The sequence below is a fragment of the Thermoanaerobacterium aotearoense genome, assembly GCF_009905255.1.
In the GTDB taxonomy this organism is placed as follows: Bacteria; Bacillota; Thermoanaerobacteria; order Thermoanaerobacterales; family Thermoanaerobacteraceae; genus Thermoanaerobacterium; species Thermoanaerobacterium aotearoense.
In genome coordinates this window covers 1,266,698-1,284,431 of the sequence record NZ_CP047602.1, presented here as the reverse complement: position 1 = coordinate 1,284,431, position 17,734 = coordinate 1,266,698, and the positions used below count along the sequence as shown (strand labels likewise).

Annotated in this window: 17 protein-coding genes, 1 other RNA gene and 1 other annotated feature; of the genes, 1 reads left to right on the top strand and 17 read right to left on the bottom strand. The window is 32.7% G+C overall.

What is annotated here, in order from left to right:
- Nucleotides 1–17 precede the first annotated feature (17 nt).
- Complete coding sequence (locus GSH73_RS06370) at nt 18–812, bottom strand: CPBP family intramembrane glutamic endopeptidase (RefSeq protein WP_014758841.1); 795 nt, start codon at nt 810–812, stop codon at nt 18–20.
- A gap of 35 nt (nt 813–847) precedes the next feature.
- Entirely contained in the window at nt 848–1,678 is an 831-nt protein-coding gene (locus tag GSH73_RS06365) for a CPBP family intramembrane glutamic endopeptidase (protein WP_014758842.1), read from the bottom strand.
- A 228-nt stretch (nt 1,679–1,906) separates the two neighbouring features.
- On the opposite strand from GSH73_RS06365, the gene GSH73_RS06360 reads away from it, so the two are divergent.
- Complete coding sequence (locus GSH73_RS06360) at nt 1,907–3,208, top strand: helix-turn-helix domain-containing protein (RefSeq protein WP_233432477.1); 1,302 nt, start codon at nt 1,907–1,909, stop codon at nt 3,206–3,208.
- A 15-nt stretch (nt 3,209–3,223) separates the two neighbouring features.
- Here the strand turns inward: GSH73_RS06360 and nifS are convergent, their stop codons facing one another.
- The 15 genes from nifS to lspA form a co-directional block, all read right to left on the bottom strand.
- On the bottom strand, nt 3,224–4,405 hold the full coding sequence (gene nifS, locus GSH73_RS06355) for a cysteine desulfurase NifS (RefSeq protein ID WP_014758844.1): 1,182 nt from the start codon (nt 4,403–4,405) through the stop codon (nt 3,224–3,226).
- A gap of 9 nt (nt 4,406–4,414) precedes the next feature.
- Entirely contained in the window at nt 4,415–4,864 is a 450-nt protein-coding gene (locus GSH73_RS06350) for an RrF2 family transcriptional regulator (protein ID WP_014758845.1), read from the bottom strand.
- A gap of 133 nt (nt 4,865–4,997) precedes the next feature.
- Nucleotides 4,998–6,326: a replication-associated recombination protein A gene (locus tag GSH73_RS06345; RefSeq protein WP_014758846.1), complete on the bottom strand. Its 1,329-nt coding sequence runs from the start codon at nt 6,324–6,326 to the stop codon at nt 4,998–5,000.
- 499 nt (nt 6,327–6,825) lie between these two features.
- Nucleotides 6,826–8,097 carry a permease gene (locus tag GSH73_RS06340; protein WP_014758847.1) on the bottom strand — a complete coding sequence of 424 codons (1,272 nt, stop codon included), beginning with the start codon at nt 8,095–8,097 and terminating at the stop codon, nt 6,826–6,828.
- A gap of 202 nt (nt 8,098–8,299) precedes the next feature.
- On the bottom strand, nt 8,300–8,617 hold the full coding sequence (locus GSH73_RS06335) for a hypothetical protein (protein WP_014758848.1): 318 nt from the start codon (nt 8,615–8,617) through the stop codon (nt 8,300–8,302).
- Nucleotides 8,611–9,867: an ATP-grasp domain-containing protein gene (locus tag GSH73_RS06330; RefSeq protein WP_014758849.1), complete on the bottom strand. Its 1,257-nt coding sequence runs from the start codon at nt 9,865–9,867 to the stop codon at nt 8,611–8,613. Before GSH73_RS06330 ends, GSH73_RS06335 begins: the two co-directional genes overlap by 7 nt.
- A gap of 503 nt (nt 9,868–10,370) precedes the next feature.
- A complete protein-coding gene (gene uppS / locus GSH73_RS06325) occupies nt 10,371–11,021 on the bottom strand; it encodes a polyprenyl diphosphate synthase (RefSeq protein WP_014758850.1) in 651 nt (216 codons plus the stop codon).
- A 124-nt stretch (nt 11,022–11,145) separates the two neighbouring features.
- Nucleotides 11,146–11,466, bottom strand: coding sequence for a thioredoxin (gene trxA / locus GSH73_RS06320; protein WP_014758851.1), 321 nt, complete (start codon nt 11,464–11,466; stop codon nt 11,146–11,148).
- 108 nt (nt 11,467–11,574) lie between these two features.
- On the bottom strand, nt 11,575–11,847 hold the full coding sequence (locus GSH73_RS06315) for a metal-sensitive transcriptional regulator (RefSeq protein ID WP_013788225.1): 273 nt from the start codon (nt 11,845–11,847) through the stop codon (nt 11,575–11,577).
- A gap of 71 nt (nt 11,848–11,918) precedes the next feature.
- A complete protein-coding gene (locus tag GSH73_RS06310; RefSeq protein WP_014758852.1) occupies nt 11,919–12,671 on the bottom strand; it encodes a tRNA threonylcarbamoyladenosine dehydratase in 753 nt (250 codons plus the stop codon).
- A gap of 18 nt (nt 12,672–12,689) precedes the next feature.
- Nucleotides 12,690–12,869: non-coding RNA, 6S RNA (gene ssrS, locus GSH73_RS06305), on the bottom strand.
- Nucleotides 12,870–12,915: 46 nt separating this feature from the next.
- Nucleotides 12,916–14,697: an aspartate--tRNA ligase gene (aspS, locus tag GSH73_RS06300; protein WP_014758853.1), complete on the bottom strand. Its 1,782-nt coding sequence runs from the start codon at nt 14,695–14,697 to the stop codon at nt 12,916–12,918.
- Nucleotides 14,698–14,711: 14 nt separating this feature from the next.
- A complete protein-coding gene (hisS, locus tag GSH73_RS06295) occupies nt 14,712–15,965 on the bottom strand; it encodes a histidine--tRNA ligase (RefSeq protein WP_014758854.1) in 1,254 nt (417 codons plus the stop codon).
- Between the two features lie 67 nt (nt 15,966–16,032).
- Nucleotides 16,033–16,232 (bottom strand) — a binding site (T-box leader).
- 62 nt (nt 16,233–16,294) lie between these two features.
- Entirely contained in the window at nt 16,295–17,215 is a 921-nt protein-coding gene (locus GSH73_RS06290; protein WP_014758855.1) for an RluA family pseudouridine synthase, read from the bottom strand.
- A gap of 36 nt (nt 17,216–17,251) precedes the next feature.
- Nucleotides 17,252–17,686: a signal peptidase II gene (lspA, locus tag GSH73_RS06285; RefSeq protein WP_014758856.1), complete on the bottom strand. Its 435-nt coding sequence runs from the start codon at nt 17,684–17,686 to the stop codon at nt 17,252–17,254.
- Nucleotides 17,687–17,734 lie beyond the last annotated feature (48 nt).

The window sequence follows — 17,734 nt, the reverse complement described above, 5'->3', positions numbered from 1 at the left end:
TAAAACTCAAAAAGCAATTATTTTGAATTGAAATTTTCTATTCCGTAGATTTTTTTATTGTAAAAATACTTGCAAATATTGTATATTTCAATTATTATAACAGATGTAATTATATTAATAAACGTACTTAAAATACCGTAATATATTTCAGTATAATCTATTATAATTCCAGCATCTGCAAAAAAATGTGCAATTGCTGCAACATATATATTTTTTGTTCTCAAATAAAGATAACTAGCAAATATACCCCACATAAATATATTTAAAGTACTAAATATTTGTATATTTCTAACACTTAATATCGGTATATGCGCCATGGTAAATAAAAAACTTGTAATAACAACAGCAATTATCATTCTAAGTCTTTTATTTTTTAGTATAATTGTATCTAAAATTTTATAATATAAAATTACTCTAAATAAAAATTCTTCGCCCAATCCTACAAAAAGAAAATAAAAATTTTGAAAAATTAATGTTACATAGCTTTCACTTGTATTCCATATTAAATAATATTTTAAATGAAATATATTCACTAATATTATTGTTAATAACAATAGTAACAATATATAGACCATCAATTCAAGAATTGTTTTTAAAGATAATTTTACATAATTCATATAATTAAATTTTTTCAACAAATAAATTGCAATAATTAATAACACAATTTGTATAATATAGTTTACTATTATTTTTACATCTGGAATATTGCTTTTTAATATAAAAATTTCTATTCCAGCTAAGATTGGATATAATGCTACTACAATAGCAAATACAATTAAAATTATCATTATTAATTTCTTTACATTTATCATATCAAATCCTCCATATCTTTATAAAATAATATAGTCTAACTTTGTTCGTATTTGCTATATAGTCTTAGATAATAGCGTTTAACCATATAATAACTTTCTATTAACATAATTGAAATCATTAAAAGAATAATTTCCTCATAACGGTAATACCCGATGTCAATTGTTGTTAAAATCGGAAAGTCAAAATAAAAGTGCATCATGCAAGCTAAGTATATATTTCCACTTCGTAAAAAAAGATAACTGAAATAGATACCTGTTATAAATATTTCAAAAAGTTTAGAAATATTATAATGACGTATAGGATAATGGGCAATTGAGAATAAAATATTTGTTAATATCACGCTAAATACTATTTTTAAGATGTTGCTTTTTAAATTTAATATTTCAGATATTTTAAAATAAAGAGTAATTCTATATAAATATTCTTCTGATAAAGCAACTAAAATAAATAAAATCATTTGTGATATTGCAACAATATAATCTACCTTGTTCCAGCTTGCAATAATATTCTTAAAATCGGTCAACAAAAAAATATTATATATTTTAAATATATCCAGTATATACTTGGTAAAAATCAGCGACAATGTCATGAATAGTAATGCTTTGATTATAGATTTAAAAGACGTCTTAATATATTTTGTATAATTAAATTTTTTTAGTATAAATATAGCTAAAACTAACAACAAAATTTCCGTAATAAAATTGTAAACTAAATTACTACTTGTCATAACTAATGGATCATTATTTCTTATATTAAAAAAATGATATATACCTTCAAACAAATACATCATCATAAATTGATAAAAATATAAAGCCATGACAAAAATAATAAATATTAAAATTAAAATTCCTAATTTTTTTATCATATACCTCACCTTATTGTTCAATTTTATTTTCAAAAGCTATTATTCAATATAATAAATTTCTGGATTTTATTATAGTATCTTTATATTTTTTTGTAAAAGTAGTATAATATTTAAAAATAATTGTAATATTTCACCAATGTAATATACTTCTCTAATTTGCGCTTTTTCTTATACTTTTATATGCCATCAATTAAAAAATACAAAATTGTAACTAATAGTTACAAGGCGGTGTTATTGTTGGATCTTTACATAGGAAGTAAAATAAAGACTTTAAGGCTTCAAAAGAAAATTTCTCAAAGCCAATTGTGCGATAATTTTATGAATAGGATTGTTTTAAGCAGGATTGAGAATAATAAAGCTTTACCTTCTTTAGAACAACTTATTCACATATCTGAAAGGCTTGAAGTACCTTTAAGTTATTTTATTAGCGACGTCAAATACGACAAATTGATAGAATATGCTGATAACTCATCTTCTATCATCGGCGATTTATTTAATAGTCAGAATTATTATGAAATAGTAAAATTAATCGAGTACAATCATGATGAATTTTTAAAAATACAAGATTTTAACAAATATTATTATGCTGGCGCATCTTTTTTTAATATAGGGTTATATAATGACGCTTTAAAATATTTAAAAAGATATGTTAATTTATTTCTTAAATCAAAGGAAGATATTCAAAAGTTAAATATAGACAATTTTTGTCAGGCTTTAAATATACTATTTAAAATAATGCTTAAAAATCATAATTATGAAAAAGGAATATGCTATTTAGAACTGGCTAAAAAATATTTATGCGAATTTGATTCTTTGAACCATTCTATCTGCTTTATTATACATAATAATCTTGCTTATCTATACCTTAATACTAATCAATTTCAAAAGGTTATAAATTTGCTGGAAAGTTTTATTAATACGCATGACAATTTTATATATGTAAGAGCTATGCCACATATTTATATGTCTTTAAACATAGCTTGCTATAATGTGGGTGATTACGATAAGTCCATTAAATACATAGAAAAGGCGATATTGTTGTTTAAATTTTTTGATGATGAATATGATGTCGGAAGATGTCATCTAAACTATATAAATTCTCTACGATATAGCGGTAATTTTGATAAAGCTTTTGAAGTAGTCAATAGATGTAAAGATGAATATAAAAAATATAATAAGCTATACTTAAGCTTTTTCATTCAAGAAATGATATTATATTTTAATATAGGCAATTACGAAAAAGTAATGGAGATTTCAAGCAATATAGAAGTCAATCAACTCTCTGAAATGAGTAAACACAATTATGAATTTATGATGGGCCATATAAAATATTTGCATAATGACTTTAATGGGGCTTATGGTTTATTTAAAAAATGTGAGAAGTATTTTTCAGCACAATACTATTATCGCGATTTATCATTGCTCTATGATGATTTATATAACATGACAAAAGACATTTCTTACAAAGCAAAGCAAAATGAGATTATGAATAAAAATGGGAGAAAAAATATTGTGATGGTTCAGCAATGAATCCATCACAGGTAATTATACAAGTTTTTTCTCCTCTTTAATCCTTTCAAAAAGTGGCGACATCTGCCTCAATCTATCTACTATTTTAGGCAGTTTATTTATTACCGTATCGATTTCTTCTTCTGTATTTTCTTCTCCTATGGTAAGTCTCAATGAACCATGGGCTATTTCTTCTGGCAGCCCAATCGCTAATAGTACGTGAGATGGGTCAATGCTTCCTGCGGTACATGCAGAACCGCTGGATACACAAATTCCCTCCATATCAAGGCTTAGTATAAGCGATTCGCCATCAACAAATTCAAAAGAAACATTGACATTTCCAGGAAGTCTCTTTACTGGATGTCCATTTAGACGGGTATACGGTATTTTTAGTATCCCATCAATAAGCTTATCTCTAAGCACTGTCAATTTCTTTATATGTTCATCGATGTTTTTAGTGATAAGTTCTATCGCCGTTCCAAATCCCACAATTCCAGCTACATTTTCTGTCCCTGCTCTCCTGTTTCTCTCCTGTGCGCCACCTTGTAAAAGTGTATCAATTCTTAAGCCCTTTCTAATGTAAAGTGCTCCAACTCCTTTAGGCCCATATATTTTATGAGCTGACATTGACAACATATCCACATCTAATTTTTTTACGTCGATAGGCACATTTCCAACTGCTTGTACTGCATCTGTATGAAACAATACACCTTTCTCATGAGATACATTTGCAAGCTCTTGGATTGGCTCTATAGTACCTATCTCATTGTTCGCGTACATTATCGATACAAGTATTGTACTGTCTTTTATAGCTTTTTTCAGTTCATTTGGATCTACTAATCCATACTCATCTACAGGCAAATAAGTTATTTCAAATCCTTGGCTCTCAAGGTATTGGCATGTATGCAGTATTGCGTGGTGCTCCACACTGGATGTTATTATGTGGTTGCCTTTGCCTTTTAAGGCATATGCAGCACCTTTTAAAGCCCAGTTGTCTGACTCTGTACCTCCGCTTGTAAAAAAAATTTCATCTGAATTAGCGTAAATTGCATTGGCCACTTTATCTCTGGCTTCTTCAATTGCCTTTTTAGCTTCTTGCCCATAAGAGTAAAGTGAAGAGGGATTGCCAAAGCGATTGCTTAAATACGGCATCATTGCATCTAAAACTTCCGATCTTATTGGAGTAGTCGCTGCATTGTCGAGATAAATCCTATTCATAAAAGCCTCCTATATATAATACATGTAAGAATTTTTCTGAATCATCTTTTTGTAATCATCAACCATATCCTGTAATGTGATCGAATCAATCACTTTGTTTATAGCATCTCTGATTTTCTCTAATACTACTTTTGTTGGGCATCCACCTGATCTACTGCACTCAAATGGTATATCCTCTACAACACAGTCTGACGGAGCAAGTGACCCTTCCAAAGTTCTAATGACATCTCCTACTGTAATCTTATCTGGAGGAGCAGACAACATATAGCCACCTTGTGCTCCACGTATGCTTTTTACCAAATCAGCTTTCCTCAAGACTGCAATAAGCTGTTCTAAATAATGTTCTGATAATCCTTCATTTTCAGCTATAACCTTTAAGGATATCGGTCCCTCACCGTAATACAATGCAAGCTCAAACATAGCTTGAACTCCATATCTTCCTTTTGTCGATAATTTCATATAGACCCTCCTTAATACCGACTATTCTGCTCGGATTTCTACTAAATAAAATAACATTATAAATTTATTTTGTCAATAATTTATATGAATGTAAAACTAAATGTTATTGTATCCCTATAGTAAATAATTATCCTTAATTATCACCGCCATCATTTATAAATCTAAGCCAATCTGAAATCTTCTTTTCATACCCCATTGCAGATGGGCAATAATATTTTTTCCCTATCAATTCATCTGGAAGGTATTGCTGCTTTACATAGTGATTTTTAAAATCATGTGCGTATTTATACCCAATTCCTCGATTTAATTTTTCAGCACCTTTGTAATGAGCGTCTTGAAGATGCTTTGGAACTGCACCAGTTTTTTGACTTTTGATATCTTCAAGTGCTTTATCAATGCCAACTACCGATGAATTGCTTTTAGGAGCACAGGCAACATAAATTGCAGCTTGTGCAAGTATTATTCTGCCCTCAGGCATCCCGATTTGATTTACTGCCTGCATGGCAGATACTGCTATATTAAGCGCATTTGGATCAGCATTTCCAACATCCTCTGCTGCACAAATAACTATTCTCCTTGCGATAAACATGGGATCTTCTCCAGCATAAATCATTTTCGCAAGCCAATATAAAGCAGCGTCAGGATCAGATCCCCTCATACTTTTGATAAAAGCAGAAATAGTGTCGTAATGATTGTCACCATTTTTATCATACTTTAGCACTTTTCTTTGGATACATTCTTGAGCTACTTCTATGTCTATGTTAATTACTCCATCTACATCTCTCTCTGTAGTTAAAAATGCTAATTCTATTGCATTAAGTGCAGTTCTTGCATCACCATCAGAATATGTAATTATATGATTTAATGCATCATCCGTAATTTTAATTTTTTCATTTCCAAGTCCCCGCTTTCCATCATTTAACGCTCGTAAAACTATTTCCTTTACCTCATCATCGCTAAGTGGATAAAGTTCAAATATCATAGACCTTGATACTAAAGGACGAATAACCTCAAAATATGGATTTTCAGTTGTAGCACCGATCAAAATTATCGTTCCATCTTCAACATATGGAAGAAGTGCATCCTGCTGCGATTTATTGAAGCGATGTATCTCATCTACGAATAAAATTGTCCTTTTGCCATACATCGACAATCTATCTTTTGACTCATTTACTATCTTTTTTATATCTGCCACACCAGATGTTACTGCATTTAGCTTTTCAAAACTTGATTTTGTAGTATTAGCTATTATATTTGCAAGCGTTGTCTTACCTGTACCAGGTGGCCCATAAAATATAAGCGATCTGACTTTGTCAGCTTTTATGGCTCTATATAAAAGCTTATCATGCCCTAATATATGCTTTTGCCCAACAAACTCATCAAGAGTAGTAGGCCTCATGCGATCTGCCAACGGCGCATTGCTTTTTCTAAAATTGTCTTGTGCAAATTGAAACATATCCATGATTTTCACCTTTTACAAACTTTATTCATACATCAGCATTATTATACTATACATATGTATATATATAAAAGGGAGCAAAAATAAAGTTTGTGTCAAGTAGTTTTAGGTAAATTTTTTTAAACTATAGATTAGAAAATTCACTTGCATAAATTGCAATAATAATCTCACATGAAAAATTTTAATAAAAAACAGAAACAAATGTTCCTTTCGTCATTGATTTTATTATTTAAAAAAACCTTCAAGAGAAGAACAATTATATAATCTCTTGAAGGTTTTCTTTTTACTTTCTGTTTATTTTTTAAAATGATTTGTATAAGAACATCATGGACAAATCTATGCCATTTTATATTGTGTAAATACAAGTCAATATATATTGAGTTTTTTTCTACTATGTTGACATAAATCCAGCTTACAATTCTTTCATTCTAAGAAATAATCCATCTTCTTCAAAATCCTCGAAGTAAAAGCTAAAACACAAAAAAATAAATAGGATCAGTGATTACGTCTTTAGTAAAATCATCTCTATTATTTGGTATGTATAACCAAAAAAGATAGCACCGACTGCAATAATACCCAAGTAAAGTAAAAAGACACGCTTCGAGACAATTCCATATACAGCGGACATTGCAGGAAGTGTGGTAGTTGCTCCAGAAATCAAGAAGGCCAGAGCAGCTCCTCGACTCATATTCTTTGCAAGTAGTCCTCCAATCAAACCAAGTGCTGTAAGATTTGTGGTATAGAGAGGAACACCAAGAATTGTAGCATATAGTACAGAAAAAGGATTGCGAACTCCCAACAGGTTCTGGATCCATTCCTTAGGCATATAAAATGAAATAACCGCCTCCAAGAAATAAGCAATAAAGAGATATTTCCCAACCATCCATAGAACATCCATAAGTTCTTTCCAAAAGGCTTTCCAGGTAAATTTTTTGTTGTCCTTTTCTGAAAGAATATCGTTGCAACAAGATGATTCCGCTTCTTGTACTTTTGAGATTGAGCAACAATTAGTTTCTTGCTTTTGTACTGAAGTCAAATTTGTAATAGAAGGCAACATATTGATTTTGGAACAGCATGATGCTTTTGCTTTTTCTTGCTGTGAAAAATTTTTCTGTGGTTTTGCTGTAAAATTAATCTCAAGAAGATTCATTCCTTCATTTACAACACCTATGTTAGGTATAGCTTCTTCACAGCAAGAATTTTTGCTATTGGAGATTTGTTGTTTCTTTGCATTGGATAATTTATACGAAATTGCTTTTATCTTTCCTTTTAGATTTTGCAAAGAAAAGATGGTATGTTGTGGCTCCCTGTTGAGCTTTAGATAGTCTTTACCTATCCATCCTTTTGAAACAAAAAAGTGTGTGATTAATCCTCCACCAAGACTTAATAAGAAAGTAGCAACCAATCTTGCAATAGCAAGCGGCCAACCAAGAGATGCGACACTAAGAAAAAAGATTTCTGGATCCATTGAGGGCGAAGCAATCCAAAAAGACATTACAGCAGCAAGAGGAACACCTGCTATTAAAAAAGAAGTAATTACGGGTATAACACTACATGAACAAAATGGGCTAAATGCTCCAATAACAGTAGCAAAAAATATTGACAAAAAAACATTGTAATTTGTTAGTTTTTTTACATACTTTCCAGTGTCACTGATATTCACCCACACCGCCAAAGGAATGGTAATTAAAAGTAGCCACCAGATGTGCATAAAAGAATCCCAAATAAACTTCCCTATTCTGAGTAGTTCATAAAAAATAGTAGCTACACTCATATTTTTTCTCCCCCTTCTTAAACATTAACTTAAAAAATCAGCAACAAATCCCTTAATACATTCTTCATTTAAATGCTTTTTATGAGAATAACCAACCACTCAATATTTTATTTTTTCATTTAACGCTGCACAATAGTGTATTTATAAGTAACATTCTATTCAACATCTTTATTAAGAAATATTCTGGTGGCTCTATTCCCCATTATTGACAGCAACATGAACTTTTGTTCGTTCTTTCGTTACTTCCTGGATTTGTGGAAGTTCCTGTTGTCAAAAGCTGTACAATTTTTCGACCTTTCAATGCAATTACCATTGCTTCAATTTGTGCAATCTCTTCGTTAGTCAATCCTTCTTGCTTTGCTTTCATAAGACCCTCTTTTACAAGTTCTGGATTTTCTTCTGAAAGAGCAAATGTCAAAAGCACTATCGCCTTACTTTTGTTGCAAAGAGTTTGGTTTTGATAAGCTTCAGTAATAAATTCAGCAAAACTTTTTTCCAGTTGAGAGATAAAATTTAACATATACATCCTCCTTTTGCTTTTGGATTTATAATAATTTGTACTTGCTCAGCCAATGCATTAACAAGCTGATCTGCCATCTCCCCATCTGGGTCATAACAAATAATATGGCCTAAACGTGAAAAATTATCGACTGTTTTTGTAACATAGTCACCAGGACTAACATAAAACTCCAACTCCAAAACATGGCTATTATCTTTTATATTGTCAGGATAAAATTTCATAACTTCACCATCCATCTCACTGGTAAAAAAACGAATTGCTGCCGATCTTGCCACAATGGAATCACGAGGCATTTCCTCAAGACTGTACCCTAAAGCCAAGTAAAGTGCAATCTGACGAATATCGTAACCTGTAGTAAGATGTACAAGTCGTGGTATTTCATCACCTCCCGGACGAGCATTGACTTCAACAATCCTGGGCCCATTAGGCGTAAATTTGACTTCCGTATGTGTTACACATCTTCTAAGACCTATAGCATCTATGGCCTGCCTAACCAGATCCTCAATTTGTTGCTTTATAAGAGGCTCTAATCTAGCAGGGCTTAGATGACCAATCTCTACAGCATAAGGGAGAGGAGTTGTCATTTTAGCAGTAATCGAATATATAACCGTTTTCTCATCATCAGTTCCAGCCTCCACACTAAATTCTGGACCTTCTAAAAACTCTTCTACTATAATGTCTGAATCAAGCTTTTCATTTACATGATTTACTTTAGTATTGGTAATAATATTAAATGCCTCTATTAGTTCAGCCTCATTTCGGCAACAAAATACGTCGCGACTTCCAGAATCATTAGAAGGCTTTACAACGACGGGATAACCAATTTCCGACGCAAACTTTTTTGCACTACAACTACAAGTCACGACTTGATACCTAACAGGTGAAATTCTTTTATCTGCTAACTTTTCCCTTGTAAGTTTCTTATTGCGGCATTTCAAGACTGCATCAAGATCGGCAGGATGTGCCAAACCAAGCAACACAGCAATCTCCTTTGCTAGAGGAACACGGTACTCATTTGTTGTAAACACAGCACAAATATTGAACTTGTTTCGCAGTTCTTTGACTTTTTGCATCACTAATTCCTTATCATTTAATTCAATTTCTACAGGAATATCTACCATTATCAATGCATCCATATCTATTTTTCTGCTTAAAAGAATAACTTTATGCCCTAACCGATGAACAAGGTTGACATAATAATCCAAATATTTACTAATGGAAACAAACAATACATAATTATCAGCTTGCATACTTAACCTCCTTATTTTTTAGTGCCTTTCCGGAAGATATCATCGTGTCACTAATGCCTCTTTTTTTCTTTACTTTAAAAATTCCAACAATAATCTCATTAAAGTTTTCAGAGAAAGTTTTAAAAACATACATTTCTTAAATGTCTTTGAATTTTCTTCAAAGTAGTTGCTTAATTATAAATTCCCTATTTTTATTACAATTTCATAAAGCTATACCATATCTTCGGAAATCTTGCTTATTTAAAGCTGATGACAATTGATGTTCTTAAAGATTCGGAAATGTTCTTCAATGCAGTTTTCAATGTTATAGTACACTTCTAAGTTAACTTACCGTAAATTGTATTGTTGTTTTTATAACAGTTCAACACTTATTTGATAAAATTTTAACTTTTTTTCTTTTTACTGTCAAGTAGTTGTTGGTAATTTTTTTCTTAAAATTGTATTTGTATTACAAAAATTATACTTTGAGCAAAAATAAAAAATGCCACCTTTAATGATGACATTTATCCACCAAGTGTAATATCTTGTTTTGAATACCATTCAAGGGCATCGTAAAAATGTTGAGGCTTGAAATCCGGCCAATAATCATCAATCACATAAAAATCGGAATATATCGACTGGACAGGCAAAAATCCGCTTAACCTCCTTCTGCCACCCCACCTTATGATTAAATCTATTCGCGATATTTCTTTTGATGAAATTAGATCTAATATATCGCTTTTTTCACCACTGCTTAAAGCTTTCAATGCATTGTTCAAATCCCACTGCCATCCATAATTGACAAGAAAATTGACTTTCATCTTTCCACTGCCAATCTTTTTTCGTTTACAATACGGCAGCAATTCTTGCGGAAACATAGGAGAATTATAGTTTCCTATGACTAAAAGATCTGCATCTTCTTTTTCAAGCATTTTAACGGCATCAATGCACGCTCTTTTAAATGCTTCTGTTTGAACAGAAGGTCGCTTTGTGTTATCTTGCGTAAATCCATAGAAAGTTAATTCTTTGACGCCAATCTCTCTGCACATCTTATACAATGTTATTCCCGGTTCTAAACCGTATGAATATCCAGCTTCTTTAGGCATATTTCTATTTTGTGCCCAGCGCCTATTTCCATCAGGTATAATACCAATATGATTAGGAATTCGATACATTTTGTCCTCCTTTCTTTGCCTTGATATATACAGTTTTTCCAATTTAATTGCTATTATACTCTAAATACAAATGTTTTTAACTAAAAAAACTGTTATGCATAAAAGCATAACAGTTTTTTTATGGTTATATGTTCCTATTTATAAAATCTTCAAAATCAGATTTTGGCCTTGCGCCTATGATTTTATCCACCATTTTGCCGTCTTTGAAAAGGGCTATCGTAGGAATGCTCATTATTCTAAATTGCATTGCAAGCTCGTTTTCTTCATCAACATTGATTTTGCCAACTTTCACTTTCCCTTCATAATCTTCAGCTAACTCTTCTATTATAGGTGATACCATCCTGCATGGACCACACCACTCAGCCCAGAAGTCTACCAATACTGGTATATTCGAATTAACAACTTCTTCCTGAAAATTATCTTTTGTTATTGTAACTTCAGCCATTTTTCTACCTCCTAATTTTATTAAAATTTCTTTAATTATTAGCTTTTTCTTTTAGATTTATTTTATCCAACGAATAAATCTAAAAACTAAAAGCTAAAAATCTTTAAGTCATTTCATAAATTTCATGAATGTCTCAACAAGCTCGTCAATCATATCATCTTGCTTTTCAGTGTTTATGGCATCTTTCACACATCCAAGAGTATGACTTTTAAGCAATATTTTACCTACGCTATTTATAGCTGATCTTACGGCAGCAACTTGAATCAAGACATCTACGCAATATATGTCTTTTTCTATCATTTTCTGTATTCCCTTTATTTGTCCTTCGATTTTTTTTAGCCTTCTTAGCAAATCGTCTTTCTCATCTTGATACGAATTCATATTTACCTCCTATACCCCTATTAGGTACAAATTTAGTATAATTCTTCTACGAAAATTTGTCAACAGATTTTTCACTTGTACCCAAGTATATCCTTTATGACTTCACCTGCCAAAATAAAACCAGCTACAGGCGGCACAAAAGATACACTGCCTGGTATCTGTCTTCTTTTGACACAAGTTCTCTCTTTATTTGTGCATATACACTGTTCTTTACATGTTTCCACATCTAACAGAGGTTTTATAGGCTTTTCTTTAGAATAAACTACTTTTAGCGATTTTATACCGCGTTTTCTCAATTCATACCTCATGACTTTTGCAAGTGGACATATGCTCGTATCGTATATATCAGCCACTTCAAATTTTGTAGGATCCATTTTATTAGCTGCACCCATACAGCTTATTATTGGAATACCCATATCATTGCATTTTACAACAAGATCTATCTTTGACGATACTGTGTCAATTGCATCAACGACATAATCATAATCAGGAGATAATAGCATATTGCTGTTTTCGCTGCTATAAAATGTTTGATAAGCAGTAACTTCAAGTTTAGGATTTATTTCTAAAAGTCTTTCTTTCATCACTTCAACTTTCGGCTTGCCAACTGTTTTTCTTGTTGCATGTATTTGTCTATTTATGTTAGTTAAGCAGACTGTGTCATCGTCTACTATTACTAATCTCCCGATGCCGCTTCTTGCTAAAGCTTCTGCTGTGTACGAGCCTACGCCGCCCATTCCAAAAACAGCGACAGTAGATCTTTTTAATTTATCTAAATTATCTTTTCCTATTAATAATTCTGTTCTCGAAAAAGCGTGTAGCAATGCTGATTCCTCCAATAAAAAATCCCCATAGTGCCGTTAAGTCGGTGGTTTTGAACCTGCTCTCGCAGGTGGGTGCCCTCCTGATAACTTCATATGTCCATTCAAAGATGGCTTATATTCCATTACCAGAGCCCAGGCTCCCTTTTTATAGGTGTTGGCTCAAAACATTACCGCATTTCACGCACACCATAGGGTTTCTAAAAATATATTAGCACATTTTTAAGGATTTTTCAAGGTTAAACGTTTATAGGTCAACCTTTATGTGCAATTCCTCCAATTGCTCTTTCGACACTTCAGATGGCGCATCCGACATAAGATCGCACGCATTCTGAGTCTTTGGAAATGCGATAACATCTCTTATGTTATCTGTACCTGTAAGTATCATTGTCAATCTATCAAGCCCATATGCGATACCACCATGTGGCGGTGCTCCATATTTAAAAGCATTCAGCAAAAACCCAAATCGTGCTTCAGCATCCTCATCGGTGAATCCCAGCACTTTAAACATCTTTTTTTGCAACTCTGTATCGTGTATTCTAATACTGCCGCCACCTATTTCCATGCCATTTAATACAATGTCATACGCTTTTGCTCTTACTTGTCCAGGATTTTTGTCAAGCATTTCTATATCCTCATCTTTTGGAGCAGTAAACGGGTGGTGCATCGCAACATATCTTTTTTCTTCTTCACTGTACTCCAACAATGGAAAATCTACAACCCACAAAAATTCATATTTGTTCTCGTCGATGAGATTATATCTTCTCCCCATTTCCAATCTTAAATGGCCTAAAGCATCGTAAACTATCATATTGTTTCTGTCAGCCACTATCAATATCAAATCGCCTTTTTCTGCCTCCATCGTGTTTAAGACCTGTGTCAATTCATCTTCTTTTAGAAATTTCGATATTTGAGATTTTGGCCCATCATCTGACATCTGTATCCACACAAGTCCCTTTGCCTTATATGTTTTTACATATTCCACAAGCTCATCTAATTGCCTTCTGGGGATAGATGCTGCACCTTTCACATTTATTGCCCTTACAGAACCACCATTGTCTATTGCATCTTTAAAGACTTTAAATTCAGAATCCACAAATATTGATGAAAGATTTTTTAACTCCATTCCAAATCTTAAATCAGGCTTATCAGAGCCAAACCTGTCCATTGCTTCCTGCCAAGAAATTCTCTTAAATGGCACTTCCAAATCTATATCCAATATTTCTTTAAATATACGTGCTATCATCTTTTCATTAAGAGCAATAACATCATCTTCTTCAACAAACGACATCTCCATATCAATTTGAGTAAACTCAGGCTGTCTATCTGCCCTTAAATCCTCATCTCTTAAGCATTTTGCAATCTGATAGTACCTATCAAACCCCGATATCATCAAAAGCTGCTTAAATATCTGCGGCGATTGTGGCAACGCAAAAAATTTACCAGGCTGCACTCTACTTGGAACGAGATAATCTCTGGCTCCTTCCGGAGTGCTTTTTATGAGAAGCGGTGTCTCTATGTCAATAAAGCCGTTTTTATCTAAAAAGTCTCTCACAATTCTTGTTATCTTATACCTTGTAAGCAAAATTTTCTGCATCGATGGTCTTCTTAAATCCAAATATCTGTACTTTAATCTAATCGCCTCGGATACATTGTTTCTATCCTCCACCATAAATGGTGGTGTTTCAGCTTTGCTTAAAATCTTAAATTCGTTTACGTAAATTTCTATGTTTCCAGTTTCAAGATTTGGATTCACATTTTCTTCAGACCTTTTTACAACTTTGCCTGATGCAGCCAAAACATATTCATTTCTCACATGCTGTGCTTTATCAAATGCTTCTTTTGAAAGCTGCTCACTAAATACAATCTGTATAAGCCCAGTCCTATCACGCAATTCTAAAAATATGAGTCCTCCAAGATCTCTTCTTCTCTGAACCCATCCCATAACGACGACATTTTTCCCAACATCGTTAATCGTAAGTTCTCCGCACATATGTGTTCTTTTCATGCCTGCTAATTGCTCTCCCATCAATATACCTCCATCTATTCTGATATTTTATCATAAATTTTATCAATCTCAATTGTATTTTCTTCTCCAGTGTCCATGTTTTTCAGTTTCACCTTATTGTTCTTAACTTCGTCTTCACCTAAAATTATCGTATACCTTACATTTAGTTTGTTAGCGTATTTCATCTGCGCTTTTAGGCTTCTTCCCATATTATCTATTTCAACTGAAATTCCTAAACTTCTAAGTTTTGTAGCCATAGAAAACGCATATTTTTTTGCTTCATCCCCGACTGTGCATACGAAAAGATCTGGACGTTTTGGAACGGGTATTTCAATACCGCTGTTCTCAAGCGTAAGTAACAAACGTTCAAGTCCCAATCCAAACCCTACACCAGGTATAGAAGGGCCTCCACATTCTTCTACCAATCCGTCGTATCTTCCTCCGCCGCAAACGGTACCTTGTGCACCGATATCGTTCGATATTATTTCAAAAGCTGTCTTAGTATAGTAGTCAAGTCCTCTGACTATCTTAGGATTGACAACAAAGCTAAATCCCGCCTCTTTTAAATAAGATTTAAGATTTTCGAAATGGTCTTTGCAATCATCACAAAGGTAGTTAAGCATCAAAGGTGCATCCTTCAATATTTTTTTACAATTCTCAACTTTGCAATCAAGAACTCTCATCGGATTTATCTTATATCTTTCCTTGCAATCATCACATAAATTTTCAATATTTTCTCCTAAAAATTCCTTTAATGCTTCGTTATACTCTTTTCTGCAATTAGGACATCCAATGCTGTTGATATTTAGCTCCAAATTTTTAAGTCCTAATCTTTTAAATAAAGTCATGGCAACACTGATTACTTCAGCATCAGCCAATGCATCATGTGAACCAAACATTTCTATTCCAAATTGGTGATGTTCCCTAAGCCTTCCGGATTGAGGCCTTTCGTATCTATAAACTGGTGTTATGTAGTAAAGCTTAACTGGCATTGACTCTGCATACAGATTGTGTTCAACAAATGCTCTTACAGCAGGCGACGTCCCCTCAGGTTTTAAAGTAATACTTCTTCCGCCTTTGTCATTAAATGTATACATTTCTTTTCTGACAATATCGGTTGATTCACCAACACCTCTTAAAAATAGCTCTGTGTGTTCAAATCCAGGTGTCCTGATTTCTTTAAATCCAAAATCAGCACATATTTCTTTAATCATATTTTCTAAATAATGCCATTTATAGACTTCCGATGGCAGTACATCCTTTGTTCCTCTTGGTGCTTTTGTAAGCATAAAATCAACTCCTCTTTATACTTAAGTATTATATAAATGTAAAATTCTCTCAATCCCGCAAATAAATTGCAGGGACGAGAGAATTTCCCGTGGTGCCACCCTGATTACAACTCTTTCCTTTAACGCAGGTCTACGTATTTGGCCTACATATCGACCAATATGCTAATAGGCGTCTTTCACAAAAGCAGTGATATAAAGATACTCTCAGTCACGGTATCTTCTCCCTTGTATATGTGCTTTTGCTACTCTCCTACTCATCGCATCATCATATCAAACTATTTATTTGATATTATAACTTTAATATATTGACGTGTCAAGCCAGAAAAGAACTACTGCTTTTCTTTTAATACTTTCATTAACTTTTCAAAATAGTCAGGGACCGGCGCCTCAAATTCCATATAAATTTTCTTAGACGGATGCATTAAGCCTAAAAGTTTTGAATGTAGTGCCTGACCCGAAAGATTAAATCTCTGTTTTTTATATCCGTAAACTTCATCACCTACAATTGGATGTCCAATATATGCCATGTGAACTCTAATCTGATGAGTACGACCGGTTTTTATTACCGCTTCTACAAGAGAATTGTTTTTGTACCTTTCGAGGACTCTGTACAATGTTAAAGCATAACGTCCATCTTTTACAACAGCCATCTTTTTTCTCTCAATATGATCTCTTCCTATTGGAGCCTCTACAGCTCCTTCATCGCTTTTAATTACTCCCTCAACGATCGCTAAATATTTTTTTAAAATAGTCCTATTTTTTATTTGATTTGAAAGTTCCAAATGAGCTTTGTCATTTTTGGCAACGACCATTACACCAGAAGTATCTTTATCAAGTCTGTGAACAATCCCTGGCCTCAACTCTCCATTTATGCCTGACAAATTCGTGCAATGGTACAAAAGCGCATTGACAAGTGTACCGCTTAAATTGCCAGGAGCAGGGTGAACCACCATGCCTTGAGGCTTGTTTACAACAATTATATCATCATCTTCGTAAATAATATCAAGAGGAATGTTCTCTGGCTTTAAGTCTATTTCTTCTGCTTCAGGTATATTTACGTCTATTGTATCGCCTTCCTTTATCTTATAATTAGGCTTCACTGGTGCACCATTGACTTTAACAAGTCCATCCAATATCAATTTTTTCAAATACGATCTTGTAAAATCTACTTCTGAAGCTAAAAAAGAATCTATTCTTTTATCTTCATCATCTTTTTCTGCGATTATGTTTAAAGTATCAGCTATATTCATGAGATACAATCCTTTCAAACATGCAGCCAGATGTATTTAATTTTCTCTTTTTAATATCAAGGTATAGCATAACAATATGGCTCCTACTACTATCATGGAATCAGCCAAGTTAAATACTGCTGGAAAAAACTTAAAATCAATGAAATCTACAACATACCCTAATCTAACTCTATCAATCAAATTTCCAATAGCTCCCCCAAGAATCATGGACAAAGTAAATTTATAAAATGTACTGCTGGGTACTTTTATAATTGAGTATACCAATATTGTTCCAACAATAATCGTTATTATTATAAACAACAATGTTTTATTTTGCAATATTCCAAAAGCAGCCCCTTTGTTTTCAACATATGTAAAATTAAAAACATTGTCTATTATAGGAAAAGTTCCAATGGGTTTTAAATATCTCACCACAAAATATTTTGAAATTTGGTCAATTAAAATAGCTAAAATGACAGTAATTAGTTCCAATTCTATCCTCCTAAAAAACCTTAATTAGGGCTTTTGCAAGCCCTAATT